The organism is Streptomyces flavotricini, assembly GCF_020639365.1.
Lineage (GTDB): Bacteria > Actinomycetota > Actinomycetes > Streptomycetales > Streptomycetaceae > Streptomyces > Streptomyces flavotricini.
Window position 1 is genome coordinate 3034947 of sequence record NZ_JAINUL010000001.1, and the last position, 23742, is coordinate 3058688.

At 71.3% G+C, this 23742-nt stretch carries 21 protein-coding genes and 1 pseudogene; 11 read left to right on the forward strand and 11 right to left on the reverse strand.

Translation table 11 applies throughout. The features are described 5' to 3' along the window. Positions 1 to 5: 5 nt before the first annotated feature. Complete coding sequence (locus K7B10_RS13445; protein WP_229336305.1) at positions 6 to 731, forward strand: TetR/AcrR family transcriptional regulator; 726 nt, start codon at positions 6 to 8, stop codon at positions 729 to 731. Between the two features lie 148 nt (positions 732 to 879). Here the strand turns inward: K7B10_RS13445 and K7B10_RS13450 are convergent, their stop codons facing one another. From K7B10_RS13450 to K7B10_RS13460, 3 genes are all read right to left on the reverse strand, one after another. Beyond that, the gene (locus K7B10_RS13450; RefSeq protein ID WP_229336306.1) at positions 880 to 1134 is read right to left on the reverse strand and encodes an acyl-CoA carboxylase epsilon subunit; all 255 of its coding nucleotides are present in this window, start codon (positions 1132 to 1134) and stop codon (positions 880 to 882) included. Further along, complete coding sequence (locus K7B10_RS13455; protein WP_229336307.1) at positions 1131 to 2795, reverse strand: acyl-CoA carboxylase subunit beta; 1665 nt, start codon at positions 2793 to 2795, stop codon at positions 1131 to 1133. The genes K7B10_RS13450 and K7B10_RS13455 overlap by 4 nt, the downstream gene beginning before the upstream one ends. Before the next feature lie 144 nt (positions 2796 to 2939). Next, positions 2940 to 3791, reverse strand: coding sequence for a 4'-phosphopantetheinyl transferase family protein (locus K7B10_RS13460; protein WP_229336308.1), 852 nt, complete (start codon positions 3789 to 3791; stop codon positions 2940 to 2942). Between the two features lie 256 nt (positions 3792 to 4047). On the opposite strand from K7B10_RS13460, the pseudogene K7B10_RS13465 reads away from it, so the two are divergent. From K7B10_RS13465 to K7B10_RS13500, 8 genes and pseudogenes are all read left to right on the forward strand, one after another. After that, positions 4048 to 5070: pseudogene (locus tag K7B10_RS13465) on the forward strand (hypothetical protein); the annotation flags it as partial. 9 nt (positions 5071 to 5079) lie between these two features. Continuing rightward, positions 5080 to 5493, forward strand: coding sequence for a roadblock/LC7 domain-containing protein (locus K7B10_RS13470; RefSeq protein ID WP_008739864.1), 414 nt, complete (start codon positions 5080 to 5082; stop codon positions 5491 to 5493). 150 nt (positions 5494 to 5643) lie between these two features. Beyond that, positions 5644 to 6036: a DUF742 domain-containing protein gene (locus K7B10_RS13475; RefSeq protein WP_030859942.1), complete on the forward strand. Its 393-nt coding sequence runs from the start codon at positions 5644 to 5646 to the stop codon at positions 6034 to 6036. Next, positions 6017 to 6598, forward strand: coding sequence for a GTP-binding protein (locus K7B10_RS13480; protein ID WP_048475966.1), 582 nt, complete (start codon positions 6017 to 6019; stop codon positions 6596 to 6598). Before K7B10_RS13475 ends, K7B10_RS13480 begins: the two co-directional genes overlap by 20 nt. A gap of 333 nt (positions 6599 to 6931) precedes the next feature. Beyond that, positions 6932 to 10135, forward strand: coding sequence for a sensor histidine kinase (locus K7B10_RS13485; protein ID WP_229336309.1), 3204 nt, complete (start codon positions 6932 to 6934; stop codon positions 10133 to 10135). Positions 10136 to 10145: 10 nt separating this feature from the next. Then, a complete protein-coding gene (locus K7B10_RS13490) occupies positions 10146 to 10559 on the forward strand; it encodes a roadblock/LC7 domain-containing protein (protein ID WP_008739857.1) in 414 nt (137 codons plus the stop codon). Between the two features lie 93 nt (positions 10560 to 10652). Continuing rightward, complete coding sequence (locus tag K7B10_RS13495; protein WP_030859953.1) at positions 10653 to 11213, forward strand: DUF742 domain-containing protein; 561 nt, start codon at positions 10653 to 10655, stop codon at positions 11211 to 11213. Continuing rightward, positions 11194 to 11775: a GTP-binding protein gene (locus K7B10_RS13500; protein WP_037792108.1), complete on the forward strand. Its 582-nt coding sequence runs from the start codon at positions 11194 to 11196 to the stop codon at positions 11773 to 11775. The genes K7B10_RS13495 and K7B10_RS13500 overlap by 20 nt, the downstream gene beginning before the upstream one ends. An 84-nt stretch (positions 11776 to 11859) precedes the next feature. Here the strand turns inward: K7B10_RS13500 and K7B10_RS13505 are convergent, their stop codons facing one another. Continuing rightward, on the reverse strand, positions 11860 to 12063 hold the full coding sequence (locus tag K7B10_RS13505) for an acyl-CoA carboxylase subunit epsilon (RefSeq protein ID WP_132757013.1): 204 nt from the start codon (positions 12061 to 12063) through the stop codon (positions 11860 to 11862). A gap of 21 nt (positions 12064 to 12084) precedes the next feature. Beyond that, a complete protein-coding gene (locus K7B10_RS13510; RefSeq protein WP_229336310.1) occupies positions 12085 to 13668 on the reverse strand; it encodes an acyl-CoA carboxylase subunit beta in 1584 nt (527 codons plus the stop codon). Positions 13669 to 13931: 263 nt separating this feature from the next. Here K7B10_RS13510 and K7B10_RS13515 point away from each other — a divergent pair, with 263 nt between their 5' ends. After that, the gene (locus K7B10_RS13515; protein WP_229336311.1) at positions 13932 to 14543 is read left to right on the forward strand and encodes a YceI family protein; all 612 of its coding nucleotides are present in this window, start codon (positions 13932 to 13934) and stop codon (positions 14541 to 14543) included. Between the two features lie 49 nt (positions 14544 to 14592). Here K7B10_RS13515 and K7B10_RS13520 read toward each other — a convergent pair whose 3' ends face one another. The 6 genes from K7B10_RS13520 to ureA form a co-directional block, all read right to left on the reverse strand. Further along, entirely contained in the window at positions 14593 to 15939 is a 1347-nt protein-coding gene (locus K7B10_RS13520; RefSeq protein WP_229336312.1) for a hypothetical protein, read from the reverse strand. 99 nt (positions 15940 to 16038) lie between these two features. Then, complete coding sequence (gene cimA, locus K7B10_RS13525; RefSeq protein ID WP_229336313.1) at positions 16039 to 17673, reverse strand: citramalate synthase; 1635 nt, start codon at positions 17671 to 17673, stop codon at positions 16039 to 16041. A 295-nt stretch (positions 17674 to 17968) separates the two neighbouring features. Beyond that, positions 17969 to 18577, reverse strand: coding sequence for a TetR/AcrR family transcriptional regulator (locus K7B10_RS13530; RefSeq protein WP_229336314.1), 609 nt, complete (start codon positions 18575 to 18577; stop codon positions 17969 to 17971). Between the two features lie 29 nt (positions 18578 to 18606). Then, the gene (locus K7B10_RS13535; RefSeq protein ID WP_229336315.1) at positions 18607 to 19644 is read right to left on the reverse strand and encodes an agmatine deiminase family protein; all 1038 of its coding nucleotides are present in this window, start codon (positions 19642 to 19644) and stop codon (positions 18607 to 18609) included. 45 nt (positions 19645 to 19689) lie between these two features. Continuing rightward, on the reverse strand, positions 19690 to 21423 hold the full coding sequence (locus K7B10_RS13540) for an urease subunit alpha (RefSeq protein WP_229336316.1): 1734 nt from the start codon (positions 21421 to 21423) through the stop codon (positions 19690 to 19692). Beyond that, on the reverse strand, positions 21420 to 22133 hold the full coding sequence (gene ureA, locus K7B10_RS13545; protein ID WP_229336317.1) for an urease subunit gamma: 714 nt from the start codon (positions 22131 to 22133) through the stop codon (positions 21420 to 21422). The genes K7B10_RS13540 and ureA overlap by 4 nt, the downstream gene beginning before the upstream one ends. A gap of 156 nt (positions 22134 to 22289) precedes the next feature. Here ureA and K7B10_RS13550 point away from each other — a divergent pair, with 156 nt between their 5' ends. After that, entirely contained in the window at positions 22290 to 23729 is a 1440-nt protein-coding gene (locus K7B10_RS13550; protein WP_229336318.1) for a cytosine permease, read from the forward strand. Positions 23730 to 23742: the final 13 nt, after the last annotated feature.

A 23742-nucleotide genomic window follows, 5' to 3' on the forward strand; every position in this document is an offset into this window, starting at 1 on the left:
GCCCCATGGCCAGGAGCAGGGACGAGAAGCGTGATCCGGCGGCCAGCCTGGCCCTCCTGTGGGGCGAGCAGGGGCAGCCCAAGCGCGGGCCGAAGCCCTCGTTGAGCGTCGAGCGCATCGTGGACAGCGCGCTCGCCATCGCCGACGAGGAGGGGTTGGACGCACTGTCGATGCAGAGCGTCGCCGCGCGCCTGGGCGTGACCACCATGGCGCTGTACCGCTACGTCCCCGGCAAGGCCGAGCTGCTCGACCTGATGGTCGACGCCGCCTTCGGGCCGGCGCCGGACGTCACCTCCGTGGCGGGGGGCTGGCGGCCGCGGCTGGAGGTGTGGGCACGGGCGTGCTGGCAGGAGTACCGGCGCCGGCCGTGGATGGTGGCGGCCACCGGGATGCGCCGTCAGCTCATGGGGCCCCGCCAACTGGCCTGGATCGACTCGGCCTTGGCCGCGCTGTCGGAGACGGGGCTCCCGTACGCGCAGCAGCACGCGGCCTTCCTGCTGCTCGTCGGGCACGTACGCGGCCTGGCGCAGCAGCTCGCCGACGACGACGCGGAGGGCCGCGAGGAATGGGACCGGCTCACGGCGGACGTGTGGGCGCGGCACGGCGACCGGTTCCCCGCGCTGACCGCGGCCATCGCGGGCGGTGCCTTCGCCCCCCGCCCGGGCGATCCGCTCGACTTCGGGCTGGAGCGGATCCTGGACGGCGTCGCCGTGCTGGTCGAGCGGGGCTGACCGGGGGTGCGGAATGCCCGGGGGTGTGCGGCATGCCCGGGTCGGGAGGGGGTGCCCCGGGCATGCCGCCGACCGCCCGGCCTGGGGGGGGTGGCCGGGCGGCGTGCGGGATCGTCCTTCGGGTGGGGGGCGGGCGGTGGGTGAGGGCCTACGAGGCCCAGGCGCCCGGCGCGATGAAGGACGGTCGGGAGCGCAGGGGCAGCTTGTGCACCTGCGCCTCCGTCTGGGAGGCCTGCGCCTCGTTCCGGAGCCGGATCCGGGCGGTGAGGAGCACGGCCAGGGCCGCGACCTCCTCCGCCGTCGGATTGCCCCTGGTGATGCGGATGGAGGCCGCGAGGGCGAGGGCCAGGGTGTCGCCGGCGGCGTCCGGGGTGGGGCCCGGAGCCGGCGCGGGGGCGGTCACAGGGGGACGTTCCCGTGCTTGCGGCTCGGCTGCTGCGTGTGCTTCGTCCGCAGCATGTCGAGCGTGGAGATGAGCCGCGCACGTGTCTCGGCCGGGTCGATGACGTCGTCGACGAGGCCGCGTTCGGCCGCGTAGTACGGGTGCATCAGCTCGGTCTGGTACTCCTTGATCTTCTGCGCCCGCGTGGCGTCGGGATCGTCCGAGGCGTTGATCTCGCGCCGGAAGATGACGTTCGCCGCGCCCTCCGCCCCCATCACCGCGATCTCGTTCGACGGCCAGGCCAGCGCCACGTCCGCGCCGATGGACCGCGAGTCCATGACGATGTAGGCGCCGCCGTAGGCCTTGCGCAGGATCAGCGAGATCCGCGGGACGGTGGCGTTGCAGTACGCGTACAGCAGCTTCGCACCGTGCCGGATGATGCCGTTGTGCTCCTGGTCTACACCCGGCAGGAAGCCGGGTACGTCGATCAGCGTGACCAGCGGGATGCTGAACGAGTCGCAGAACTGGACGAAGCGGGCCGCCTTCTCGGAGGCCTGGATGTCCAGGACGCCCGCGAGGTGGGCCGGCTGGTTGGCGACGACGCCGACGACGTGGCCGCCGAGGCGGGTCAGCGCGCAGACGACGTTCTGGGCCCACTGGGCGTGGACCTCGAAGTAGTCCCCGTCGTCCGCGACCTCCTCGATGAGGTCGCGGATGTCGTAGCCCTGTGTGGGCTTGGCCGGGACCAGGTCCAGCAGGCTCTCGCAGCGCCGGTCCACCGGGTCCTCGAGGTCGCCGGCGGGGGCGAGCTCGCGGTTGTTGGAGGGCAGCAGGGAGAGGAGGTGGCGTACGTCCTCCAGACAGCTCTGCTCGTCGTCGTACGCGAACGCCGCCACGCCCGAGGCGCCGGCGTGGCTGTCGGCCCCGCCGAGGTGCTCCATCGTGACGGCCTCGCCGGTCACCGCCTGGACCACGTCCGGGCCGGTGATGAACATCTGCGAGGTGCCGCGCACCATGAAGACGAAGTCCGTGAGGGCGGGCGAGTACGCGGCGCCGCCGGCGCACGGGCCCAGGATCACGGAGATCTGCGGGATGACGCCCGAGTTGCGGACGTTGCGCTGGAAGATGCCGCCGTAGCCGGCGAGCGCGGTGACGCCCTCCTGGATGCGGGCGCCCGCGCCGTCGCACAGACCCACGATCGGGGCGCCGGCCGCCTCGGCCAGGTCCATCAGCTTGTGGATCTTCTCGGCGTGCGCCTCGCCCAGCGCGCCGCCGAAGATGCGGAAGTCGTGGGCGTACGCGAAGACGGTGCGGCCGTGGACCTTGCCCCAGCCGGTGACGACCCCGTCCGTGTGCGGCTTCTTGTCCTCCAGGCCGAAGCCGGAGGCGCGGTGCTTGCGGAGCTGCTCGACTTCGTTGAACGTACCCTCGTCGAAGAGCAGCTCGATCCGCTCGCGGGCGGTCAGCTTGCCCTTCGAGTGCTGGGCCGCGGTGGCGCGTTCGCTCGGGCCGGCCTCCGCCAGCGCCCGTACGGCGTGCAGTTCCGCGGTGCGCTCGCGCAGGGAGGCGAAGCGGGTCTCCTCCCGGTGCGGGGAGATCGCAGCCGCGGGTCGGGAGTCCGCAGCGGGTCGGGAGTCCGGCGCGAGTACGGTCTCCAGTGGTCTTTCCTCGACGATGCTCATACGGGCCCTTTCGACACAGAGGCACCGGGTCCGGCCGGTGTCGCGTCGCCCAGCTTCACCGTGGGCGCTACAGCTTGGCTTGATTCCGGCCCGGGAGCGGGTCGAGCTCCCGGCCGGGGGGTGTCGGACGAGGTCCTGCTGGGGTCAGACGGGGTCCAGCAGCCCCGACACCATCGCGACGAATCCCTCGTCGAGCATGGTCGACACGGAGGTGTCCCGGGACGGGTCGAGTCCCGCGTCGTGGCAGGCGACGCTGACGAGGTACCGGCCGAGGACGGGGTAGGTGCCGAAGGCCCACTCGCCGTGGGCGGCGGGCGTGCCGTCGGGGGCGAGCAGACCGGTGCCGTCCGACCCCCCCGCGGCGAATCCGAACTCGGAGAAACCCATCCGCAGGCCCTGGCCGAGGGCCTTCGTGTACGCCTCCTTCAACGTCCACAGGCGCAGCATGCCCGCGCTCTGCTCCGCCTCGGGGAGGGCGGCGAGCTCGGCACGCTCGGCCTCGGTGCACACCTGGTTGTGGAGCAGGGAGAACGCCAGCCTGCGGTCGGCGGGTTCGGTGTCGATGCCGATGCGGCCGTTGCGGCTGATGCCGACCGCGATCAGGTCGTCGGTGTGGGTCAGGCTCAGGTCGATCTGGTCCAGGCCGCGCAGGTACGGGCGCCCGCCGGGCTTGTACGAGAGGTCCAGCTTGGCGGGGTCGGTCCCGAGGGCGGCGGCGGCCGTGTACCGGACCGCGAGCCGGGAGGCGACGAAGCGGAACCGGATGGTCGGGTCGGTGGTGCGGCGGTAGCGCTGCCAGTCCCGGCCGAGGAGGGGTCGCAGGGCCGGCTCCGCGAGGGCGGCGGTGAGCCATTCGCCCCAGGTGGTGTGGACGGAGGCGTTGCCGCGCCGGGCCATGCCCTCCCGTACCGCGTCCCAGGGTCCGGCGGGGCCGGTCACGTGGACGGGCGCCGTGATGCGGTCGCGCTGCGCGGCGTCGCACCGGGGTTCTTCCATCGGCATCGGCATCGCCCTCTCGTGGCAGGTGTTTCCGCTGGCGGCGGCGGTGACGTGGCGCTGTCACGCTCGGCGCCGCGGGTCGAGGAATCCTCGAAGTCCGCTTGAGGAGCACCACAGACCGCACCGCGGAACGATCGGTACCGGGTCGCGGCCGCGGCTCCCGCCGCCGGGGACGGCTCGGGAAGCACCCCTGCGGAGCAGGGGGTTCCCCCCGGGGTGTCCGCCGGATCGGGGCCGGGCCCGTCCTGCGCGGCGGGCGGGCCCGGCCCGCGCACTCCGGCGGCGGCGCGGGGTGCGGGGGCGGGGCCCGGCACCCGCCGCCCCGGCTCCGCGCGGCTCGCGGCCGCAGCTGCCGCCGCGCGGTGGCGCCTCGCGTCCGGAGCTTCCGGGTGCGGGCGGCGGTCCCGCCGGGATCCCGCAGACCACCAGCTGGGGCGCCGACCAGGCGCGCCACGCCGGCCACGAGGTCCCGCGCGGCCACGACGAGCTCTCGGGCCCGGGTTCGACGGCGGAGTTCCCCCGTCCGGACTTCAACGCCCCGCGCCCGCCGGCCGGCAACAGCACCACCGGGCAGTTCGAGCGCCCGGAGCCGCGCGGTGCGGCGGACCCGTCCACCACGGGCCAGTTCGCCCGCCCGGACTTCCAGGCCCCGCGGCCCGGCGGTCCCGGTGTCGGCGGATTCGCCCCCCAGCAGCCGCAGGCTCCGCAGCTGCCGCAGGCTCACCAGCCGGAGGCGCTGCCGCCGGCCCCGGGCAACGGCAACGAGCGCAGCCCGATCTTCGACACGCTGGAGTCGAACTGGTTCCACCAGGAGGGCCCGCAGGCCCCCGGTCAGGCACCGGTTCCCCAGCAGCCGCAGCAGTCCGCCCCGGCTCCGGCTCCCCAGCAGCGCCTGCAGCAGCCGCTGCCGCAGCGCGGCCAGGAGCCCGCGGCCGAGCCCGCCCCGACGGCGGCCGGCAGCTCGCCGACCGTCAGCTGGCGGTCCTCGCCCAACGACGAGCTGATGCGGCAGGCCGAACGCGTGCGCCAGCCCGCCGCCGGCGGCATCACCACCTCGGGGCTGCCCCGCCGAGTACCGCGGGCGAACCTCGTGGCCGGCACCGCGCAGCAGCAGTCCGACGCACAGTCGGGCCCGCAGGTCTCGCGAGCGCCGGACGACGTCCGTGGCCGTCTGACCAACCTCCGACGGGGTATCCAGCAGGGCCGTCAGGCCGGCAACAACGGCCCGGCGACCGGCAGTTACCACATCGACCCCACTTACCAGCAGGAGCGTTAGTTGAGTTCGATGAGCCAGGCGGCACAGAATCTGAACTGGTTGATCACCAACTTCGTGGACAACACCCCCGGGGTGTCCCACACGGTGGTGGTCTCCGCCGACGGCCTCCTTCTGGCGATGTCCGAAGGCTTTCCCCGGGACCGCGCCGATCAGCTGGCGGCCGTGGCCTCCGGTCTGACGTCGCTGACCGCAGGAGCCTCCCGCATCTTCGAGGGCGGCGCCGTCAACCAGACCGTGGTCGAGATGGACCGGGGATTCCTCTTCCTCATGTCCGTCTCGGACGGTTCCTCCCTGGCCGTGCTCGCGCACCCCGAGTGCGACATCGGCCTTGTCGGCTATGAGATGGCCCTCCTCGTGGACCGCGCCGGCAGCGTCCTCACCCCGGACCTGCGCGCGGAGCTGCAGGGAAGCCTGCTCATCTGACGCCACATCTCCCGGCCGGACGGTACTTCCGGCCGGGGGACCGGGGGCCAGCCCCGGAACCCAGTACCACCGTCAGGCCGTCATACCGTCCCCCCACCGGCCGCCCCGTCAGACGGCACGCTGACCACTGCTGTCCAGCCCGGAGGATCAATGACCCCGCCCCCCGCCTACTCCGATTCGTACGGTGATTCGTACTCGGAAGGCGACCAGCCGCTCGTTCGCCCGTACGCGATGACCGGCGGCCGGACCCGGCCCCGCTACCAGCTCGCCATCGAGGCGCTGGTCAGCACCACGGCCGATCCGATGCACCTGTCCGGCCTGCTTCCCGAGCACCAGCGCATATGCACGCTGTGCCGTGAGGTCAAGTCGGTCGCGGAGGTCTCCGCACTGCTGTCGATGCCGCTCGGTGTCGCCCGGATCCTCGTCGCCGACCTGGCGGAGGCCGGAATGGTGGCCATCCACCAGCCGGGCAATGGAGAGGCCGGCGGCACGCCGGATGTAACGCTGCTCGAAAGGGTGCTCAGTGGACTTCGCAAGCTCTAATGGCGGAACCGCCCGCTCCACCACCTCCGCGAAGATCGTGGTGGCGGGCGGGTTCGGCGTGGGCAAGACCACGTTCGTCGGGGCCGTCTCGGAGATCAATCCGCTGCGCACCGAGGCCGTCATGACGTCGGCGTCCGCCGGCATCGACGATCTGACCCACACCGGGGACAAGACGACCACCACGGTCGCCATGGACTTCGGCCGCATCACCCTGGACCAGGACCTCATCCTGTACCTGTTCGGCACCCCCGGACAGGACCGCTTCTGGTTCATGTGGGACGACCTCGTCCGCGGCGCCATCGGTGCGATCGTGCTGGTCGACACCCGCCGGCTCGCCGACTGCTTCCCCGCGGTCGACTACTTCGAGAACAGCGGGCTGCCGTTCGTCGTGGCCCTCAACGGCTTCGAGGGGCACCAGCCCTACACCCCCGAAGAAGTCCGCGAGGCCCTGCAGATCGGCCCGGACGCCCCGATCATCACCACCGACGCCCGCCACAGGGCGGACGCCAAGAGCGCGCTCATCACACTCGTCGAGCACGCCCTCATGGCCCGACTCAAGTAACACGACTCGGGGAGCGGCGCTCAAGGGGCACCACTCAAGTACCACGGGTTCTTCACAACGTGAGAGGGCGGGCTGTGTCATAGGACACGGCCCGCCTTCTCTGTTCATAACGTTTCGACAGTGAATTGCCGCCACTTGGACACAGGGCGCGGTCGGGCGGTGCCGCTGCGCTCACAACTGGCTCCATTTTTGCCGCAGCTCGCTCTTTATGTCCGTTTTATGCGTGACATAAGGCTCTTGGAATGGCTGATTCCAACTGTTTGGAACACGGCCGTTAACCGTGCTGGAATTCAACTAACTAGCTAGTAGCACCGCCGGAAGGTTGTTGGTCGAGTGAGGCGAAGCAACTCAAGCCCCGCGGATGAACCCGCGCGCGGCAACTTCACCCCGCCGCAGCGTGCGGGCACGTCGCCGGTCGACGTACCCGTCGACCCGCCGGCGAAGAGCGGCAGCACCAGCAGGTTCTCCCCCCGCAACTGGCGCGTGCCGACCAAGCTGAACGCCATCCTGCTCGTCCCCGTCCTCGTCGGACTGGTGATGGGCGGCTTCCAGGTGAAGGGCTCGGTCGACCGCTGGAACGAGGCCAAGGACGCCGAGAAGACGGCCCGCATCGTCCAGGCGGCGGCCGAATACGGCCAGGCCCTCCTCAACGAACGCGACCTCACGGCCGAGCCCCTCCTCAGGGGCGACCGGAGCAACGAAGCCGTCGTGAAGGCGTACGCCGCCACCGACGCGGCCAAGGAGAAGTTCGCCCAGGCCTCGAAGGACCTCCCCTCGAACTCGGGGCTGGCGCGCCGCCTGGAGCTCTTCCACCAGGAGGAGCCCAAGCTCGCGGCCGTCCGGCAGACGGCGTACTCCGCGCAGGAGACGGCGAAGAAGAACCCGCCGAGCGCGAACGGCCCGATCCCGACCGAAGAGGGGTACGTGCTGGTCCAGCACTACCTCATGACGTTCTCCAACGAACTCGGTCTGGGCACCGGCAACGTCACCAGCTACGGACGCATGGTCTACGCGGTCGAGCTGGCCAAGGCCGCCAACTCGCTCCAGCGTTCGGTCGGCACCCACCTGCTGGTGCGCCCGAACGAGAACGAGGACATCCGCAAGGCCCAGCTCGTCGCCTTCTCCTCGTACGCCTACCTCGAGGACATCGCGATCGGCGAGTACGTCGCGGCCGGTACCGAGGAGGACGTGAAGCGCCTCCAGGACGTCATGGGCAAGAAGTCCCAGGAGGGCGCCGAGAAGCTCGCGCTGGCCAAGCGGGCGGCCGAGCAGGCCGGCACCCCCTTCAAGGCGCCGCCGATCGTCAACAACTCCGCCCTCACCGGCATGACCGAGGCGATCGCCAGCGGCGAGCCCAAGAACAAGGTCATCGCGGGCGGCACCACGCCCCAGGCCTGGCAGGCCGGCGCCACCGCCAAGTTCGAGGGTTACGCCGAGATCGAGAAGGACCTCCTCGCCAAGGCCGTGACCGACTCGGTCGCCGTCTCCGACGAGGCCCGCACCGACGCCATCTGGACCGGCGCCATCGTGGTCGTGGCCCTGCTCGCCGCCTTCATCCTGGCCGCGATGATGGCCCGCCAGATGAGCAACTCGATGCGCCGTCTGCGCACCGCCGCCTTCGACGTCGCCGAGCAGCGCCTGCCGATGCTCGTCGACCAGCTCTCGCGCACCGACCCGGGCAAGGTCGACACCCGTGTCGCGCCGATCCCGATCAACTCCCAGGACGAGATCGGCGAGGTCGCCCGCGCCTTCGACCAGGTCCACCGGGAAGCGGTCCGGCTCGCCGCCGAGCAGGCGCTCCTGCGAGGGAACGTCAACGCGATCTTCACGAACCTCTCCATACGCAACCAGTCGCTGATCGAGGGCCAGCTGACCCTCATCACCGACCTGGAGAACAACGAGGCCGACCCGGACCAGCTGGAGAACCTCTTCCGCCTGGACCACCTGGCCACCCGTATGCGTCGCAACGGCGAGAACCTCCTCATCCTCGCGGGTGAGGAACCGGGTCGCCGCTGGGACCAGCCGGTCCCCCTCGTCGACGTCCTGCGCGCCGCCTCCTCCGAGGTGGAGCAGTACGAGCGCATCGAGCTCTCGGGCGTCTCCGAGGCCGAGATCCACGGCCAGGCCGTGACCGACCTCGTGCACCTCCTCGCCGAGCTCCTGGAGAACGCCACGACGTTCTCCTCCCCGCAGACCAAGGTCCGCGTCAACGCCACGCGTCTGCCCGACGGCCGCGTGATGGTCGAGATCCACGACAAGGGCATCGGCCTCACCGCCGAGGACTTCGCGGACATCAACCACAAGCTGGCGAACCCGCCCACCGTGGACGCCGCGATCTCCCAGCGCATGGGCCTGTTCGTGGTCGGCCGGCTGGCGGACCGCCACAGCATCCGCGTCCAGCTGCGCCCCTCGGGCGAGGCCGCCGGCACCACGTCGCTGGTCATGCTCCCGGACGCGATCACCCATGGTGGTGGTGGCGAGGGGATCCCGGACGACGACTTCACGGTGTCGTCGATGATCCCGCAGCAGCAGTCGCAGCAGGCCGTCCCGATGCGTACGGCCGCCGAGCTGGGCTTCGACGACTCCCGCTACGAGGCCGGAGGCGCCGAGGAGCAGGGCGACGGCACCGGGCTGGACCCGGTCGGCCGCTCCCTGGCCCAGCAGGAGCGCCGGGCCGCGCTCGAGGCCCAGGTGGGCTACGGGCAGGAGCAGCAGGGCGAGTTCGCCGAGCAGGAGTATGCGGAACCCCAGCCGGAGCACGGGTACCAGCCGTACCAGGGTTACGAGCAGCAGCCCGAACAGGGTTACGACACCTCGTACGACTCCCGGCAGGCTCAGTCGGCCCAGCAGGGCTACGAGGCGTACCCGCAGCAGGACTACGGTTATGCGGAAGCCGGATACCAGGACCGCCAGCAGGACGCCCCGGCGTACGACGGCGGCTACGCATCCCAGTCCCCGCAGGCGGAGTGGCCCGAGCAGAACACCTATTCGGGTGGCTACCAGCAGGGATACGGGACCGAATCGGAACCCCCGGCCGCTCCCGAACCCGCCCCGGACCGCGTAGGCTTCGACCGTCCGGGCGCCGCTGCCGACACCGGCCACGCAGTGACCGGAGCGGGCCTGCCGCGCCGCGGCAGCCAGCAGCAGTGGCAGCCGGCACAGAAGGAAGCGGAGTCCACCGGATCCCTCTTCGAGCAGCGGCCGCAGCGACAGCAGCAGCCCGCCGCCCCGGAGCAGGCCCCGGAGGGTACTGACGGCGGCACCGACTGGCGCTCGAACAACGACGAGCGCTGGCAGCAGGCCTCCAAACTCCGTGAGCCGAAGGCGGGCGGGATCACCCCGTCCGGTCTCCCTCGGCGCGTACCCAAGGCCAACCTGGTCGAGGGCGCGGCGGAGACGACCCCGCAGGGCGGCCCCCAGGTCTCCCGCGCACCGGAGGACGTCCGCGGCAGGTTGAGCAACCTGCGGCGCGGTGTCCAGCAGGGACGCAGCGCGGGTTCTGAGCAGTCAAGTAACAGCTATGACCAGGAGCGTTAGTGTGAGCCCGATGAGCCAGGCGGCACAGAACCTGAACTGGTTGATCACCAACTTCGTGGACAACACCCCCGGGGTGTCCCACACGGTGGTGGTCTCCGCCGACGGCCTTCTTCTGGCGATGTCCGACGGATTCCCGCGCGACCGCGCCGATCAGCTGGCGGCCGTGGCCTCCGGTCTGACGTCGCTGACCGCTGGAGCCTCCCGCATCTTCGAGGGCGGCGCCGTCAACCAGACCGTTGTGGAGATGGACCGCGGGTTCCTTTTCCTCATGTCCGTGTCCGATGGATCGTCCCTCGCGGTGCTCGCGCACCCCGAGTGCGACATCGGCCTCGTGGGCTACGAGATGGCCCTCCTCGTGGACCGAGCAGGCAGTGTTCTCACCCCGGAACTGCGTTCGGAGCTGCAGGGAAGTCTTCTCAACTAGCAGACAGGCAGTGCGTTTCGCGTCATCGCACCATAGGGTGCGGTGGCGCGGTTACACAGGGAGTACTGCGTTCTTGGAGTCGGAGGAGGAAACGTGACAACACCCGGAGGACATCCTTATGGCGGCGCGCAGCAGCCGCAGGGTGGGCAGCACGACCAGAACCGCTTCAACTTCCCCTCCGCTCCCAGCCGGCAGGTTCCGGAGCACAATCCCTACCAGCAGCAGCCGTACGGTCAGCCCCAGCAGGCCCAGCCGCCCCACCGGCCCTCGCAGCAGCCCCTCCGGGGTCAGCAGCAGCAGGCCCCCAAGGCGCACAACCCGCTGGTGCGCCCGTACGCGATGACCGGCGGCCGTACCCGGCCGCGCTACCAGCTCGCCATCGAGGCGCTGGTCAGTACCACGGCGGATCCCGCGCGGTTGCAAGGGCAGTTGCCCGAGCACCAGCGCATCTGCCGCCTGTGCCAGGAGATCAAATCCGTCGCGGAGATCTCGGCACTCCTCTCCATTCCTCTTGGTGTCGCCCGCATCCTCGTCGCCGACCTGGCGGAGGCGGGCCTTGTCGCCATTCACCAGCCCGGCGGCGACGAGTCTGCCGGCGGCCAGCCAGATGTGACACTGCTCGAAAGGGTGCTCAGTGGACTTCGCAAGCTCTAACGGCGGAGCGGCTCGCTCCACCACCTCCGCGAAGATCGTGGTGGCGGGCGGCTTCGGCGTGGGCAAGACCACGTTCGTCGGCGCGGTCTCCGAGATCAACCCGCTGCGCACCGAAGCCGTGATGACGTCCGCGTCGGCCGGCATCGACGATCTGACCCACACCGGGGACAAGACGACCACCACGGTCGCCATGGACTTCGGCCGCATCACCCTGGACCAGGACCTCATCCTGTACCTGTTCGGCACCCCCGGACAGGACCGCTTCTGGTTCATGTGGGACGACCTCGTCCGCGGCGCCATCGGCGCCGTCGTCCTCGTCGACACGCGCCGCCTGGCGGACTGCTTCCCGGCCGTGGACTACTTCGAGAACAGCGGCCTGCCGTTCGTCATCGCCCTCAACGGCTTCGACGGCCACCAGCCGTACACGCCGGAGGAGGTCCGCGAGGCCCTGCAGATCGGCCCGGACGCCCCGATCATCACGACCGACGCCCGCCACAGGGCGGACGCCAAGAGCGCGCTCATCACCCTGGTCGAGCACGCCCTCATGGCCCGCCTGCGGTAGGCACCACGGCAAGCATGCGAAAGGCCCCCGCACTCCGAGGAGTGCGGGGGCCTTTCGGTCTGCTCCGGGAAGATCCGGTGAGGACTAGCCCTGCCAGCTGTGCGGGGCGCGGAAGCCGGGGGTGCGCTCCAGACGCCGCCAGCGGGCCTGGGAGCCGATCCGGTGCACCGGACGGCCCTCGGGGGCGGATGCGGCGCGGGCCAGCAGGATCGCGGTGATCGCGGCCAGCTCCTCGGGGGCGGCGTTGCCCTTTTCGACGCGCAGCAGGGTGTCGGCGGTCTTGGACATGGGTGGCAGGTCTCCTTCGCTCTACTGCGGCGGGTTGCCGTGCTTGCGGGACGGCAGGTCGGCGTGCTTGCTGCGGAGCATCGCCAGCGAGCTGATCAGGGTTTCGCGGGTCTCGGCCGGGTCGATGACGTCGTCGACGAGACCGCGCTCGGCCGCGTAGTACGGGTGCATCAGCTCGGCCTTGTACTCCTTGACCATGCGCGCGCGCATCGCCTCGGGGTCCTCGGCCTCCGCGATCTGCTTGCGGAAGATGACGTTGGCCGCGCCCTCGGCACCCATGACCGCGATCTCGTTCGTCGGCCAGGCGTACGTGATGTCCGCGCCGATGGACTGCGAGTCCATGACGATGTACGCGCCGCCGTAGGCCTTGCGCAGGATCAGCGAGATCCGCGGGACGGTGGCGTTGCAGTACGCGTACAGCAGCTTGGCGCCGTGGCGGATGATGCCGCCGTGCTCCTGGTCGACACCCGGCAGGAAGCCGGGGACGTCCAGCAGCGTGATGATCGGGATGTTGAAGGCGTCGCACATCTGGACGAAGCGCGCGGCCTTCTCGGAGGCCTCGATGTCCAGAACACCGGCCAGGTGGGCGGGCTGGTTGGCGACGATGCCGACGACCTGTCCGTCGAGGCGGGCCAGGGCGCAGATGATGTTGCGGGCCCAGCGCTCGTGGATCTCCAGGAAGTCGCCTTCGTCGACGAGCTCCTCGATCACCTTGTGCATGTCGTACGGGCGGTTGCCGTCCGCGGGGACCAGGTCCAGCAGGACGTCCGAACGCCGGTCGGCGGGGTCGGACGTCTCGTGGACCGGCGGGTTCTCCCGGTTGTTGGAGGGCAGCATCGAGATGAGGTAGCGCACCTCGGAGATGCAGGTCTCCTCGTCGTCGTACGCGAAGTGCGCGACGCCGGAGGTCTCGGCGTGCACGTCCGCGCCGCCGAGGCCGTTCTGGGAGATCTCCTCACCGGTGACGGCGCGGACGACGTCGGGGCCGGTGATGAACATCTGCGAGGTCTCGCGGACCATGAAGACGAAGTCCGTCAGGGCCGGGGAGTACGCGGCGCCACCGGCGCACGGGCCCAGCATGACCGAGATCTGCGGGATGACGCCCGAGGCCCTGGTGTTGCGCTGGAAGATGCCGCCGTAGCCGGCGAGGGCGGAGACGCCCTCCTGGATACGGGCGCCGGCGCCGTCGTTCAGGGAGACCAGCGGGGCACCGGCCGCGATGGCCATGTCCATGATCTTGTGGATCTTCGTGGCGTGGGCCTCGCCCAGCGCGCCGCCGAAGATGCGGAAATCGTGCGCGTAGACGAAGACCGTGCGGCCCTCGACCGTGCCCCAGCCGGTGATGACACCGTCGGTGTACGGCTTCTTGCCCTCGAGGCCGAAGCCGGTCGCGCGGTGGCGGCGCAGCTGCTCGACCTCCTTGAAGGAACCCTCGTCGAGCAACAGCGCGATGCGCTCGCGCGCGGTCAGCTTGCCCTTGGCGTGCTGCGCCTCGGTCGCCCGGTCACTGGGTCCACGCCGCGCCTGCTCTCGCAGGGAATGCAGCTCGGCCACGCGCCCGCGGGCGTCCGTCGGCTCGCTCGGAGTCTGGTCCACAACGGTCATGTATCGACCTTACGAAGCGGTCGAAGAAAAACCTCCGTTGATTCCACACAGTCTCGGAAGTGTTCCGCTGTCCGGGCCAAACAGAACCGCCACGTGATGCGCGGACACCACCAGGCCGGACCCCTCTCCTTTGTGGGGGTCCCACAAAACGGTGACACACCGCCCCGAGATGTTGAAATTTGAACGGAATAGGTCTAGCGTCGTTCTCGTTGAAAGTTCAACCAAGCAGGGGCAGCAGCCCCACCAGCACCAGGGAGCACGTCATGGGTCTCTTCAACCGCCGCAGCCAGGACACCACGGCCACCACCGTCGCCACCCTCGACGTGGACCCGGCCCTCGCCGCCCTCACCGGCGACTACGTCATCGACGCCGCCCACAGCAGCATCGGCTTCACCGTCCGCCACGCCATGGTGACCAACGTCCGCGGCAGCTTCACCGACTACTCCGGCACCCTGCAGCTCGACGGCGCCGACCCGGCCCGCTCCGCCGCCTCCATCGAGGTGAAGATCGCCTCCGTGGACACCGGCATCGCCGACCGCGACGGCCACCTGCGCGGCGGCGACTTCTTCGACGCCGAGGCCTTCCCGCTGATGACCTTCCGTTCCACGGAGGCGGCCCAGCTCGGCGGCGACGCCTACCGCATCACCGGCGAGCTGACGATCAAGGACGTCACCCGCCCGCTCTCCATCGACCTGGAGTTCAACGGCTCGGCCACCGACGTCTACGGCAACGAGCGCGTCGGCTTCGAGGGCTCCGCCGAGATCCTGCGCTCCGACTGGGGCCTGACGTGGAACGCCGCGCTGGAAGCCGGCGGCGTCATGGTCAGCGACAAGGTGAAGCTGACCTTCGACATCTCGGCCATCAAGCAGGCCTGAACCGCCTGACGCCGCCGGGTCCCGGGGGCGGAGCCGCGGGGTGACACCCCTAGAAGCCGCCCCCGCCGTCGAACCCGCCGCCACCGTCGAACCCACCGCCGCCGCCGAAGTCCCCTCCCCCGAAGTCGGAGGAGTTGAAGTCGGCGCCGGAGTAGTCCCCGCCGTCGTAGCCGCCCATGTCGGAGGCGTAGGCGGGGCTCGACATCATCGAACCGAGCATCGTGCCCACGAGCAGGCCGGGCAGGATGCCGCCGCCGAAGTACCCGCCCGCCCAGGGGCCGTACGCCGGGCCCGCGTCGTAGTACGGACGCGGCCCGTACTCGGTGGCGACCGTACGGACCATCGGGTCCTCGCCGTCACGCAGCCGGACGGCGTCCGCCGCGCACACGGGGACGGTACGCACCGCCCCGTCGGCCGGCGACCACGCGGCGTCCTCCGTGCTCGGACCGTGCCGCGGGTCGAAGAAGCAGGGCGAGCGGCGCTCCGGCAGCGGCCTGCCCTGACGGCGCGCGTCGAGGCTGGCCAGCGCGAACCGGCCGTCCTCCAGCGCCTGGGTGACTCCCCTGACCTCGTCGGGGTGCTGCACGGAGGCCATGATGTCCTTGGCCTTCTCGTACGAGTCGAGGCCCTTCTCGTAGTCCGCCCGCATGGCGTCGTCCGCGCCGGGCTCACCGGGGTGGAAGTCCAGCCGGTCGAGCTCCTCGCCGAAGGCCGTGATGTCCTCGTCCACGACCACGCGCAGCTTCTCGATGGCCTCGCGCTCCGCCTCTTCCTTCCTCTTCCGGTTCCGGCGCACCAGCGCGTACGCACCGCCGCCGCCGATCACGGCCACCGCGCCGAGGGCGACCAGACCGCCGACCGGGGCGCCGCCGTCGGCACCGGTGTCACCCCAGGAGGCCGGGGCCCTGCCCTTGACCTGCGTCAGCGCCTGGTCCACGAAGTTGTTCAGCTCCGTGCCGGCGTCCACCGGCCCGCCGGCCTTCACGGCGTCCGTCAGATTGCGGACGGCGCCCGGGGGCATGACCGCCCGGTCGGCGCCGGCGTTGAATCCGTCGCCGAGCCGGATCGCGTAGAGCCCGGTGATGCCGGTCTCGGTCCGGACCGTACGCAGCACGCTGTCGGCGGGGAACTCGGCGCCGGCCGGCAGCACGGCGACGAACACCGGCTTCCCGGCGTCCTTGATCTTCTTCGCGAGCGCGTCCGCCTGGTCCTTCGGCAGCTGCGCCGCGGCGCGGGGGTCCACATAGACCGGGCCCTGCTTGAGGGCCTCCGCCACGGCGGCGGGCCCGGTGGCCGCCGATGCCTGCGGGGCGGCCACGAGGGCGGTCGCGGACAGGGCCAGCAGCAGAGCGGCCAGCAGCCGGCCGGGTCGTACGGATATCAGCCTGGTCCTCATGCTCCAGACGCTACCGGAACCGGCACTTTCCTGTGTGAGCTGGACATAAACCCCACCGCCCCGGCCACGAGGGCACGGGGCGGCGGGGGGGCTCGCCCGCTACTCGGCGGGTTCGACGCCCACGTGCAGGAGGCCGTACGTGAAGGCGTCCTCCAGGGCCTGCCAGGACGCGGCGATCACGTTCGGGGCGACGCCCACCGTCGACCACTCGCGGGTGCCGTCCGTCGTGGCGATCAGGACGCGCGTCGTGGACTCCGTGCCGTGCTTGCCCTCCAGGATGCGGACCTTGTAGTCCACCAGCTCGAACTTGGCCAGCTGGGGGTAGAAGCGCTCCAGGGCCACCCGCAGCGCCCGGTCCAGGGCGTTGACCGGGCCGTTGCCCTCGGCCGTCGCGACGATCCGCTCGCCCTTGGCCCACAGCTTCACCGTGGCCTCGTTGGCGTGGGTGCCGTCGGGGCGGTCCTCGACGATGGCCCGCCAGGACTCCGTACGGAAGTACTTGCGGGCGCGGCCCTCGACCTCGGCGCGCAGCAGCAGCTCGAAGGAGGCGTCGGCGGCCTCGTACGTGTAGCCCTGGAGCTCCCGCTCCTTGACCCGCTCGACCACCCGCGAGATCAGCGCGCGGTCCCCGCCGAGGTCGACGCCGAGCTCCTTGCCCTTGAGCTCGATGGAGGCACGGCCGGCCATGTCGGAGACCAGCATCCGCATCGTGTTGCCGACGCGCTCGGGGTCGATGTGCTGGTAGAGGTCCGGGTCGACCTTGATGGCCGAGGCGTGCAGGCCCGCCTTGTGCGCGAAGGCGGAGACGCCGACGTAGGGCTGGTGCGTGGACGGCGTCAGATTGACGACCTCGGCGATGGCGTGCGAGATGCGGGTCATCTCGGCGAGCGCGCCCTCGGGGAGGACCCGGCGCCCGTACTTGATCTCCAGCGCGGCGACGACCGGGAAGAGGTTGGCGTTGCCGACGCGCTCGCCGTAGCCGTTCGCGGTGCACTGCACGTGCGTGGCACCCGCGTCGACGGCGGCCAGGGTGTTGGCGACGGCGCAGCCGGTGTCGTCCTGCGCGTGGATGCCCAGGCGGGCGCCGGTGTCGGCGAGCACGGTCGCGACGACCGCGGTCACCTGGGCGGGCAGCATGCCGCCGTTGGTGTCGCAGAGGATGACGACGTCGGCGCCGGCCTCGTGGGCGGCGCGCACGACCGACTTCGCGTACTCGGCGTTGGCCCGGTATCCGTCGAAGAAGTGCTCGCAGTCGACGAAGACGCGGCGGCCCTGGGCGACCAGGTGGGAGACGGTGTCCCGGACCATCTCCAGGTTCTCGTCGAGCGTGGTGCGCAGGGCGAGCTCGACGTGCCGGTCGTGGGACTTGGCGACCAGGGTGATCACCGGGGCGCCCGACTCCAGCAGCGCCCGTACCTGCGGGTCCTCGGCGGCCGAGCCGCCCGCCCGCCGGGTGGCGCCGAAGGCGACCAGCTTGGCGTGCTTGAAGTCGATCTCGGCGCGGGCGCGGGCGAAGAACTCGGTGTCGCGGGGGTTGGCGCCCGGCCAGCCACCCTCGATGAAGCCCACTCCGAAGTCGTCCAGGTGCCGGGCGATCGCCAGCTTGTCGGCGACGGTGAGGTTGATGCCCTCACGCTGGGCGCCGTCGCGCAGGGTGGTGTCGAAGACGTGGAAGCCGTCCGCGTCGGCGGCGGGGTCGTGAGCCGCCGGCCCTGTCGCCTCTGTCGTCGTCATGCTGATCTGACTCCTGTCGGATGAGTGGTTCCGGATACCCGCCCGAGGGCAGGCTGCCGCCACTGCCCCCATCATCGCGCGCGGCCCGCTCCCGGCAGGAATGGAGCCGGGAAACGAAAAGACCCCTCGCGGGTGCGAGAGGTCTGCGCGCGGGTCTGGGGCACTGCGGCCGCTTCCGCGAAGTTCTTCCGCGGTTCAGCGGCCACTGCGGACCGGCGCGCTGCTGTCCATAATCATGAGCTGAGCAGGCACGTCCGCAGTGTGTCATACCGTCTCAGCGCAAGAGCAGTGCGTCTCACGATACGAGAGCCTCGTCGAGGAATTCCGAGACGTGGGCCAGGATGTCCGCCCGTCCCATCCCGGGCAGGCCGACGGCGACCTGGATGCTGAACCCGTCGAGCAGGGCCCGCAGCCGGGCGCCGAAGCGGTCGGGATCCACGGGCCGGAACTCCCCGCGCGAGATGCCCTCGGCGAGCAGGGCCACCAGGTCGCGGTGCCAGGCGCCCTCGATGGAGGCCTGGCGCTCGCGTTCCTGCGGGCCGGCGTTCTGCGAGCGGTTCCAGACCTCCAGCCACAGGGTCCAGTGCGGATCGCGGGCCTCCTCGGGCACGTACAGGTCCACGTACGCCTGGAGCCGCTCGCGCGCCGAGCCGCTGCGGGCCAGCAGGGCCCGGCGCCGGGTGCCCAGGGCCGCCTCGCTCCACTCCAGCGTCTGCAGCAGGAGCTCGTCCTTGCTGCCGAAGTAGTAGAGGAGGTGGCCGCTGCTCATGCCGACCTGACGGCCGAGCCCGGCCATGGTCAGGCCCTCCAGGCCGCGCTCGGCGATCGTGGCCATGGCGGCGACGAGTACGTCCTCGCGCGGCGGCGCGTTCTTCCGCACCGCACGTACTCCACCCGCCGCCATGGGCCACTCCTTCGTCGATCCGCCGCAGGTCAGACCTTCGGCTGCTGCTGGGTGATGCAGTGGATGCCGCCACCCCCGGCGAAAATCGTACGTGCGTCGACCAGCGTCACGGTCCGCTCGGGGAACAGGCCGCGGAAGATCTCGGCCGCCTCCTCGTCGCGCGGGTCGTCGAAGGAGCACAGCACGACGCCGCCGTTGCACAGGTAGTGGTTGATGTAGGAGTAGTCCACCCACTCCCCGTCCTCCTCCAGCACCGTCGGCGCCGGGATCTCCACGACCTCCAGCTGCCGGCCCCGCGCGTCGGTGGACGCCCGCAGGATCGCGGCGATGGTCTTGCAGCGCTCGTGGTCCGGGTGGGCCGGGTCGGGCTGGGTGTGGACCATCACCACGCCGGGGCGGGCGAAGGCGGCCACGATGTCCACGTGGCCCTGGGTGCCGTAGGTGCCGTAGTCCCCGGCCAGGCCGTACGGCAGCCAGATCGCCTTGGTGGTGCCGAGGTGGGCGTGGATCTCCTCCTCGACCTGCTGGCGGGTCCACCCGGGGTTGCGGCCGGCGCCCAGCTGCACGGTGTCGGTGAGGAGCACGGTGCCCTCGCCGTCCACGTGGATCGCGCCGCCCTCGTTGACCAGCGGGGTGCTGTACGTACGGGTGCCGGCCAGGTCCGAGACGTGCCGGGCGACCTTGGAGTCGTGCTCCCAGCGGGCCCACTCCTGGGCGCCCCAGCCGTTGAAGGTCCAGTCCACGGCGGCGAGCTCGCCCGCCTCGTTCGTCACGAAGGTCGGACCGATGTCGCGCATCCAGGCGTCGTCGAGCTCACGCTCCACCAGCTGCACGTCCTCGCCGACGACCGCCCGGGCGCTCTCGGCGTCGCCGGGCGAGACGACCAGGGTCACGGGCTCGTAGGTGCGCACCGCGCGGGCGACGGCGCCCCAGGCCTCGCGGGCCTCGGCGAGCTCCTGCGCGTTGGTGAAGGTCGGGTTGGGGCTGGGCCAGGCCATCCAGGTGCGCTCGTGGGGCGTCCACTCGGCGGGCATCTTGAAGCCGTGGTCCGTGGGCTTTGCAGTCATGGCAGGGCTCCTTAAGGGCCTTGCGCCGTACGGGGGGTACGGGCGTTACAAGAAGTAGAGGCGGTTGAGGGAGACCGAGTCGGCCGCTTCGGAGCGCAGCGGGTCGCCGTCGAGGGTGACCAGACCGCTGCGCGCGTCCACATCGACCGCGCCCACCCGGGAGTTGAGGAGGAGGTTCCCGGGGCCGATGCCGCGGGTGCCGCGGACGGCGACGCGGCGGCGGCGGGTCGGCATCTCGTCGCTGCCGAGGGTGGCGGCCGCGGCGGAGACGAAGGCGACGGAGATGTCGGCGGCGGTGGCCCCGTACGAGCCGAACTGCGGCCCGAGGACCAGTGGTTCGCAGGTGTCGGTGGCCGCGTTGGGATCGCCGGTGACCCCGTACGCGGGGAAACCGGACTTGAGGACCAGCTGCGGCTTGGCGCCGAAGAACTGGGGGCGCCACAGCACGATGTCGGCGAGTTTGCCGACCTCGATGGAGCCGATCTCGTGGGCCAGGCCGTGGGCGATGGCCGGGTTGATGGTCAGCTTGGCCATGTAGCGCAGGACGCGGGCGTTGTCGTCGCCCTCGCCGTCGCCTTCGAGCGGGCCGAGCTCGCCCTTCATCTTGGCGGCCATGGCGAACGTGCGGCGGATGGTCTCGCCGGCGCGGCCCATGCCCTGGGCGTCGGAGGAGGTGATGCCGATCGCGCCCAGGTCGTGCAGGACGTCCTCGGCGCCCATGGTGCCCGCGCGGATCCGGTCGCGGGCCATGGCTGCGTCGCCGGGGAGGTCCGGCTTGAGGTCGTGGACGGAGACGATCATGCCGTAGTGCTCGGCGACCGCGTCCCGGCCGAAGGGCAGGGTGGGGTTGGTGGAGGAGCCGATGACGTTCGGCACGCCCGCCATCTTGAGCACGTTGGGCACGTGGCCGCCGCCGCACCCCTCGATGTGGAAGGCGTGGATGGTGCGGCCGTCCAGGACGCGCAGGGTGTCCTCCACGGACAGGCACTCGTTGAGGCCGTCGCTGTGCAGGGCGACCTGGACGTCGTGCTCCTCGGCCACCCGCAGCGCGGTGTCCAGGGCCCGGGTGTGCGCGCCCATGTCCTCGTGCACCTTGAAGCCGGAGGCACCGCCCTCGGCCAGGGCCTCGATCAGGGGCGCGGCGTCCGAGGACGAGCCGCGGGCCAGGAAGCCGATGTTGACCGGCCAGGCGTCGAAGGCGTTGAAGGCGTGCTTGAGGGCCCACGGGGAGTTGACGCCGACGCCCCAGACCGGACCGAACTCCTGGCCGATGATCGTGGTGACGCCCGCGGCGAGCGAGGCCTCCATGACGCGCGGGGACAGCAGGTGGACATGGGTGTCGACGGCGCCGGCGGTGGCGATCAGGCCCTCGCCGGAGACGATGCTCGTGCCGGTGCCGACGACCACGTCCACCCCGTCGAGGGTGTCGGGGTTGCCGGCCCGGCCGATCGCGTGGATCCGGCCCTCGCGGATGCCGACGGAGACCTTGCGGATGCCGAGGACGGCGTCGATGACCAGCACGTTGCTGATGACGACGTCGCAGGTCTCGCGGACGGCGGCGGCCTTCAGGTGCAGTCCGTCGCGGGCGGTCTTGCCGAAGCCGGCCAGGAACTCGTCGCCGGGCTTCTGGGCGTCGTACTCGACCCGGACGGTGAGTCCGGAGTCCCCGAGCCGGACCCGGTCGCCGGCGCGGGGGCCGAAGACGGAGGCGTACTCGTGGGGGTCGATGTGCCGACTGCCCGGCGCACAGTGGTCACTGTGCCTGGTCTGCTTGCTCACGCCTGCTCTCCCTCTGCCGCGTCGCCGGTTCCGGTGCCCAGGTAGCCGCAGGCCGCGGCTCGGCGCAGGGCCTCGCCTTTGGCCCCCGGGGCGTCCAGGGGGCCGTCGACCAGTCCCGCGAAGCCGATCGCGATGCGGTCGCCGCCGATGGGGACGAGGCCGATCTCGGCCTCGCCGTGCGGGTCGAACCGCACGGAGGAGCCCGCGGGCACGCACAGCCGCATGCCGTAGGCAGCGGCGCGGTCGAAGTCGAGGCGGGGGTTCGCCTCGAAGAAGTGGAAGTGGGAGGTGACGCTCACCGGCACGGAGGCCGTGTTGCGCACGTGCAGGTGCAGCACCGGCTCCGGCTGGGGGGCGCCGGGGCCCGGTACGACCGCGCCCGGGGCGTTCTCACCGAGCGGCACCGCGCCCCGGATCGGGGCCGAGACCACCGCGAGGCGGGAGCCGTCGTCGAAGACGGCCTCCACGTGCACCTCGGTGACCACGTCGGAGACGCCCGGCAGCACGTCGGCCGGGCCCAGCACGCTGCGCGCCTCCTCGATGGCCTCCGCGAGCCGCTTGCCGTCGCGCGCGGCCTCGCAGACCGTGTCCGCGATGAGCGCGGTGGCCTCCGGGACGTTGAGCTTGAGTCCGCGGGCCCGCCGGGCCCTGGCCAGTTCCGCCGCGCTGCGCAGCAGCAGCCGGTCGCGCTCCGTAGGGGTCAGCCGCACGCCGATCCACCACCTTTTGAGTCGATGGGTTAGAGCATCACTCTAACTCTTCAGTTCCCGGCAATGAAGCATTGACCTAGGACCAGGCCTTAGGTCACATTGAGTGTCGCTCAAACAAATGCGAACCACCCCCCGCCCTGCCAAGGGAGTCCCCCCATGCCCATAGAACAGCGCGGAGTCGACACCATCCCCGAGGAGGAGCGGACGAGCGGTCCCCGTGACCTGATCTCGATCCTGCTCGGCTCCAACCTCTGCCTCGGTGTGATCGTGTTCGGCTGGCTGCCCCCGTCCTTCGGACTGGGTCTGTGGCCCTCGGTCACCGCCATCGTGACCGGCACGCTGGTCGGCATCGCCTTCACCGCGCCGCTGGCACTGGTGTCCCTGCGCACGGCGACCAACCTCTCCACGTCCAGCGGCGCCCAGTTCGGCGTACGCGGCCGACTCGTCGGCTCGGTCGTCGGCCTGCTGCTCGCCCTCGGCTACACCGCCCTCACCCTGTGGATCGGCGGCGACGTCATGGTCGGCGTCCTGTCCCGGCTGACCGGGCTGCCGGACACCGGCGTCTCGCGGGCCGTGATGTACGGGGTACTGGCCGCCTGTACCGTCGTCGGGGCCGTCTTCGGCTACCGGCTGCTGCTGCGCATGAGCAAGGTGCTCTCCATCGGCATGGTGATCCTGCTCGCCGTCGGCGTCTTCGCCTACGCCCCCGATTTCACCACCGCCGCCCCGCCGCAGACCTCGTACCTGCTCGGCTCCTTCTGGCCGACCTGGCTGCTGGCCGCCGTCGCCGCCGGGCTCAGCGGGCCCGTCGCCTTCATCACCCTCCTCGGCGACTACACCCGCTACATCTCCCCCCGCGCGCACGGTTCCCGCAAGGTGTTCTGGTCCACGTCACTCGGCCTGCTGATCGGCCTGCTGGTCCCGCAGCTGTTCGGGACCTACACCGCGCTCGCCGCCAAGGCCGGCGCCGAGTACGCCGGACCCCTCGTCGAGGCCGCCCCCTCCTGGTACCTGCTCCCGCTGCTCGCCGCCGCCGCGGCCGGCTCGGTGGGCAACGCCGGGCTGATGCTCTACTCCATGGGCCTCGACCTCGACGCCATCGTGCCCAGGGCCACCCGCGCCAAGGCCACGCTGGTCGCGGCCGCCGTGGCGACCGCGTTCGTCTTCGTCGGCTCCTTCGAGTGGGACGTGCAGTCCGCGATGACCTCCTTCGTCCTGCTGCTGACCGCGATCGGCACCCCGTGGGCCGTGATCACCCTCATCGGCTACGTCCGCTGCCGCGGGCAGTACGACGCCGACGCCCTCCAGGTCTTCAACCGCCGCTCGGTGGGCGGGATCTACTGGTACCGCGCCGGCTGGAACGTGGCCGCCACCGTCTCCTGGGCCGTCGGCGCCGGAGTCGGCCTGCTCGCGGTGACCACCCCCTTCTACGAGGGCCCGCTGCTCGCCCTGACCGGTGGCGTGGACTGCTCCTTCGTCCTCTCCGGCCTGGCCGGCGGCCTGGTCTACACGGCGCTGACGCTGCGCAGCGCGCGCACGAGCGCGCCCGCCGGCGCTGGCGACGCCGCGACCCCGGTGGCGGTCGCCGTCGACTGACGGCGGGAGCGGG

Coding starts and splice junctions, on each gene's coding strand:
- K7B10_RS13520 (WP_229336312.1), bottom strand. CDS start 15,939: ATGAGGACCAGGCTGATATCCGTACGACCCGGCCGGCTGCTGGCCGCT.
- cimA (WP_229336313.1), bottom strand. CDS start 17,673: ATGACGACGACAGAGGCGACAGGGCCGGCGGCTCACGACCCCGCCGCC.
- K7B10_RS13530 (WP_229336314.1), bottom strand. CDS start 18,577: ATGGCGGCGGGTGGAGTACGTGCGGTGCGGAAGAACGCGCCGCCGCGC.
- K7B10_RS13460 (WP_229336308.1), bottom strand. CDS start 3,791: ATGGAAGAACCCCGGTGCGACGCCGCGCAGCGCGACCGCATCACGGCG.
- K7B10_RS13445 (WP_229336305.1), top strand. CDS start 6: ATGGCCAGGAGCAGGGACGAGAAGCGTGATCCGGCGGCCAGCCTGGCC.
- K7B10_RS13505 (WP_132757013.1), bottom strand. CDS start 12,063: ATGTCCAAGACCGCCGACACCCTGCTGCGCGTCGAAAAGGGCAACGCC.
- K7B10_RS13510 (WP_229336310.1), bottom strand. CDS start 13,668: ATGACCGTTGTGGACCAGACTCCGAGCGAGCCGACGGACGCCCGCGGG.
- K7B10_RS13475 (WP_030859942.1), top strand. CDS start 5,644: ATGACCCCGCCCCCCGCCTACTCCGATTCGTACGGTGATTCGTACTCG.
- K7B10_RS13550 (WP_229336318.1), top strand. CDS start 22,290: ATGCCCATAGAACAGCGCGGAGTCGACACCATCCCCGAGGAGGAGCGG.
- K7B10_RS13535 (WP_229336315.1), bottom strand. CDS start 19,644: ATGACTGCAAAGCCCACGGACCACGGCTTCAAGATGCCCGCCGAGTGG.
- K7B10_RS13455 (WP_229336307.1), bottom strand. CDS start 2,795: ATGAGCATCGTCGAGGAAAGACCACTGGAGACCGTACTCGCGCCGGAC.
- K7B10_RS13490 (WP_008739857.1), top strand. CDS start 10,146: ATGAGCCAGGCGGCACAGAACCTGAACTGGTTGATCACCAACTTCGTG.
- K7B10_RS13470 (WP_008739864.1), top strand. CDS start 5,080: ATGAGCCAGGCGGCACAGAATCTGAACTGGTTGATCACCAACTTCGTG.
- K7B10_RS13515 (WP_229336311.1), top strand. CDS start 13,932: ATGGGTCTCTTCAACCGCCGCAGCCAGGACACCACGGCCACCACCGTC.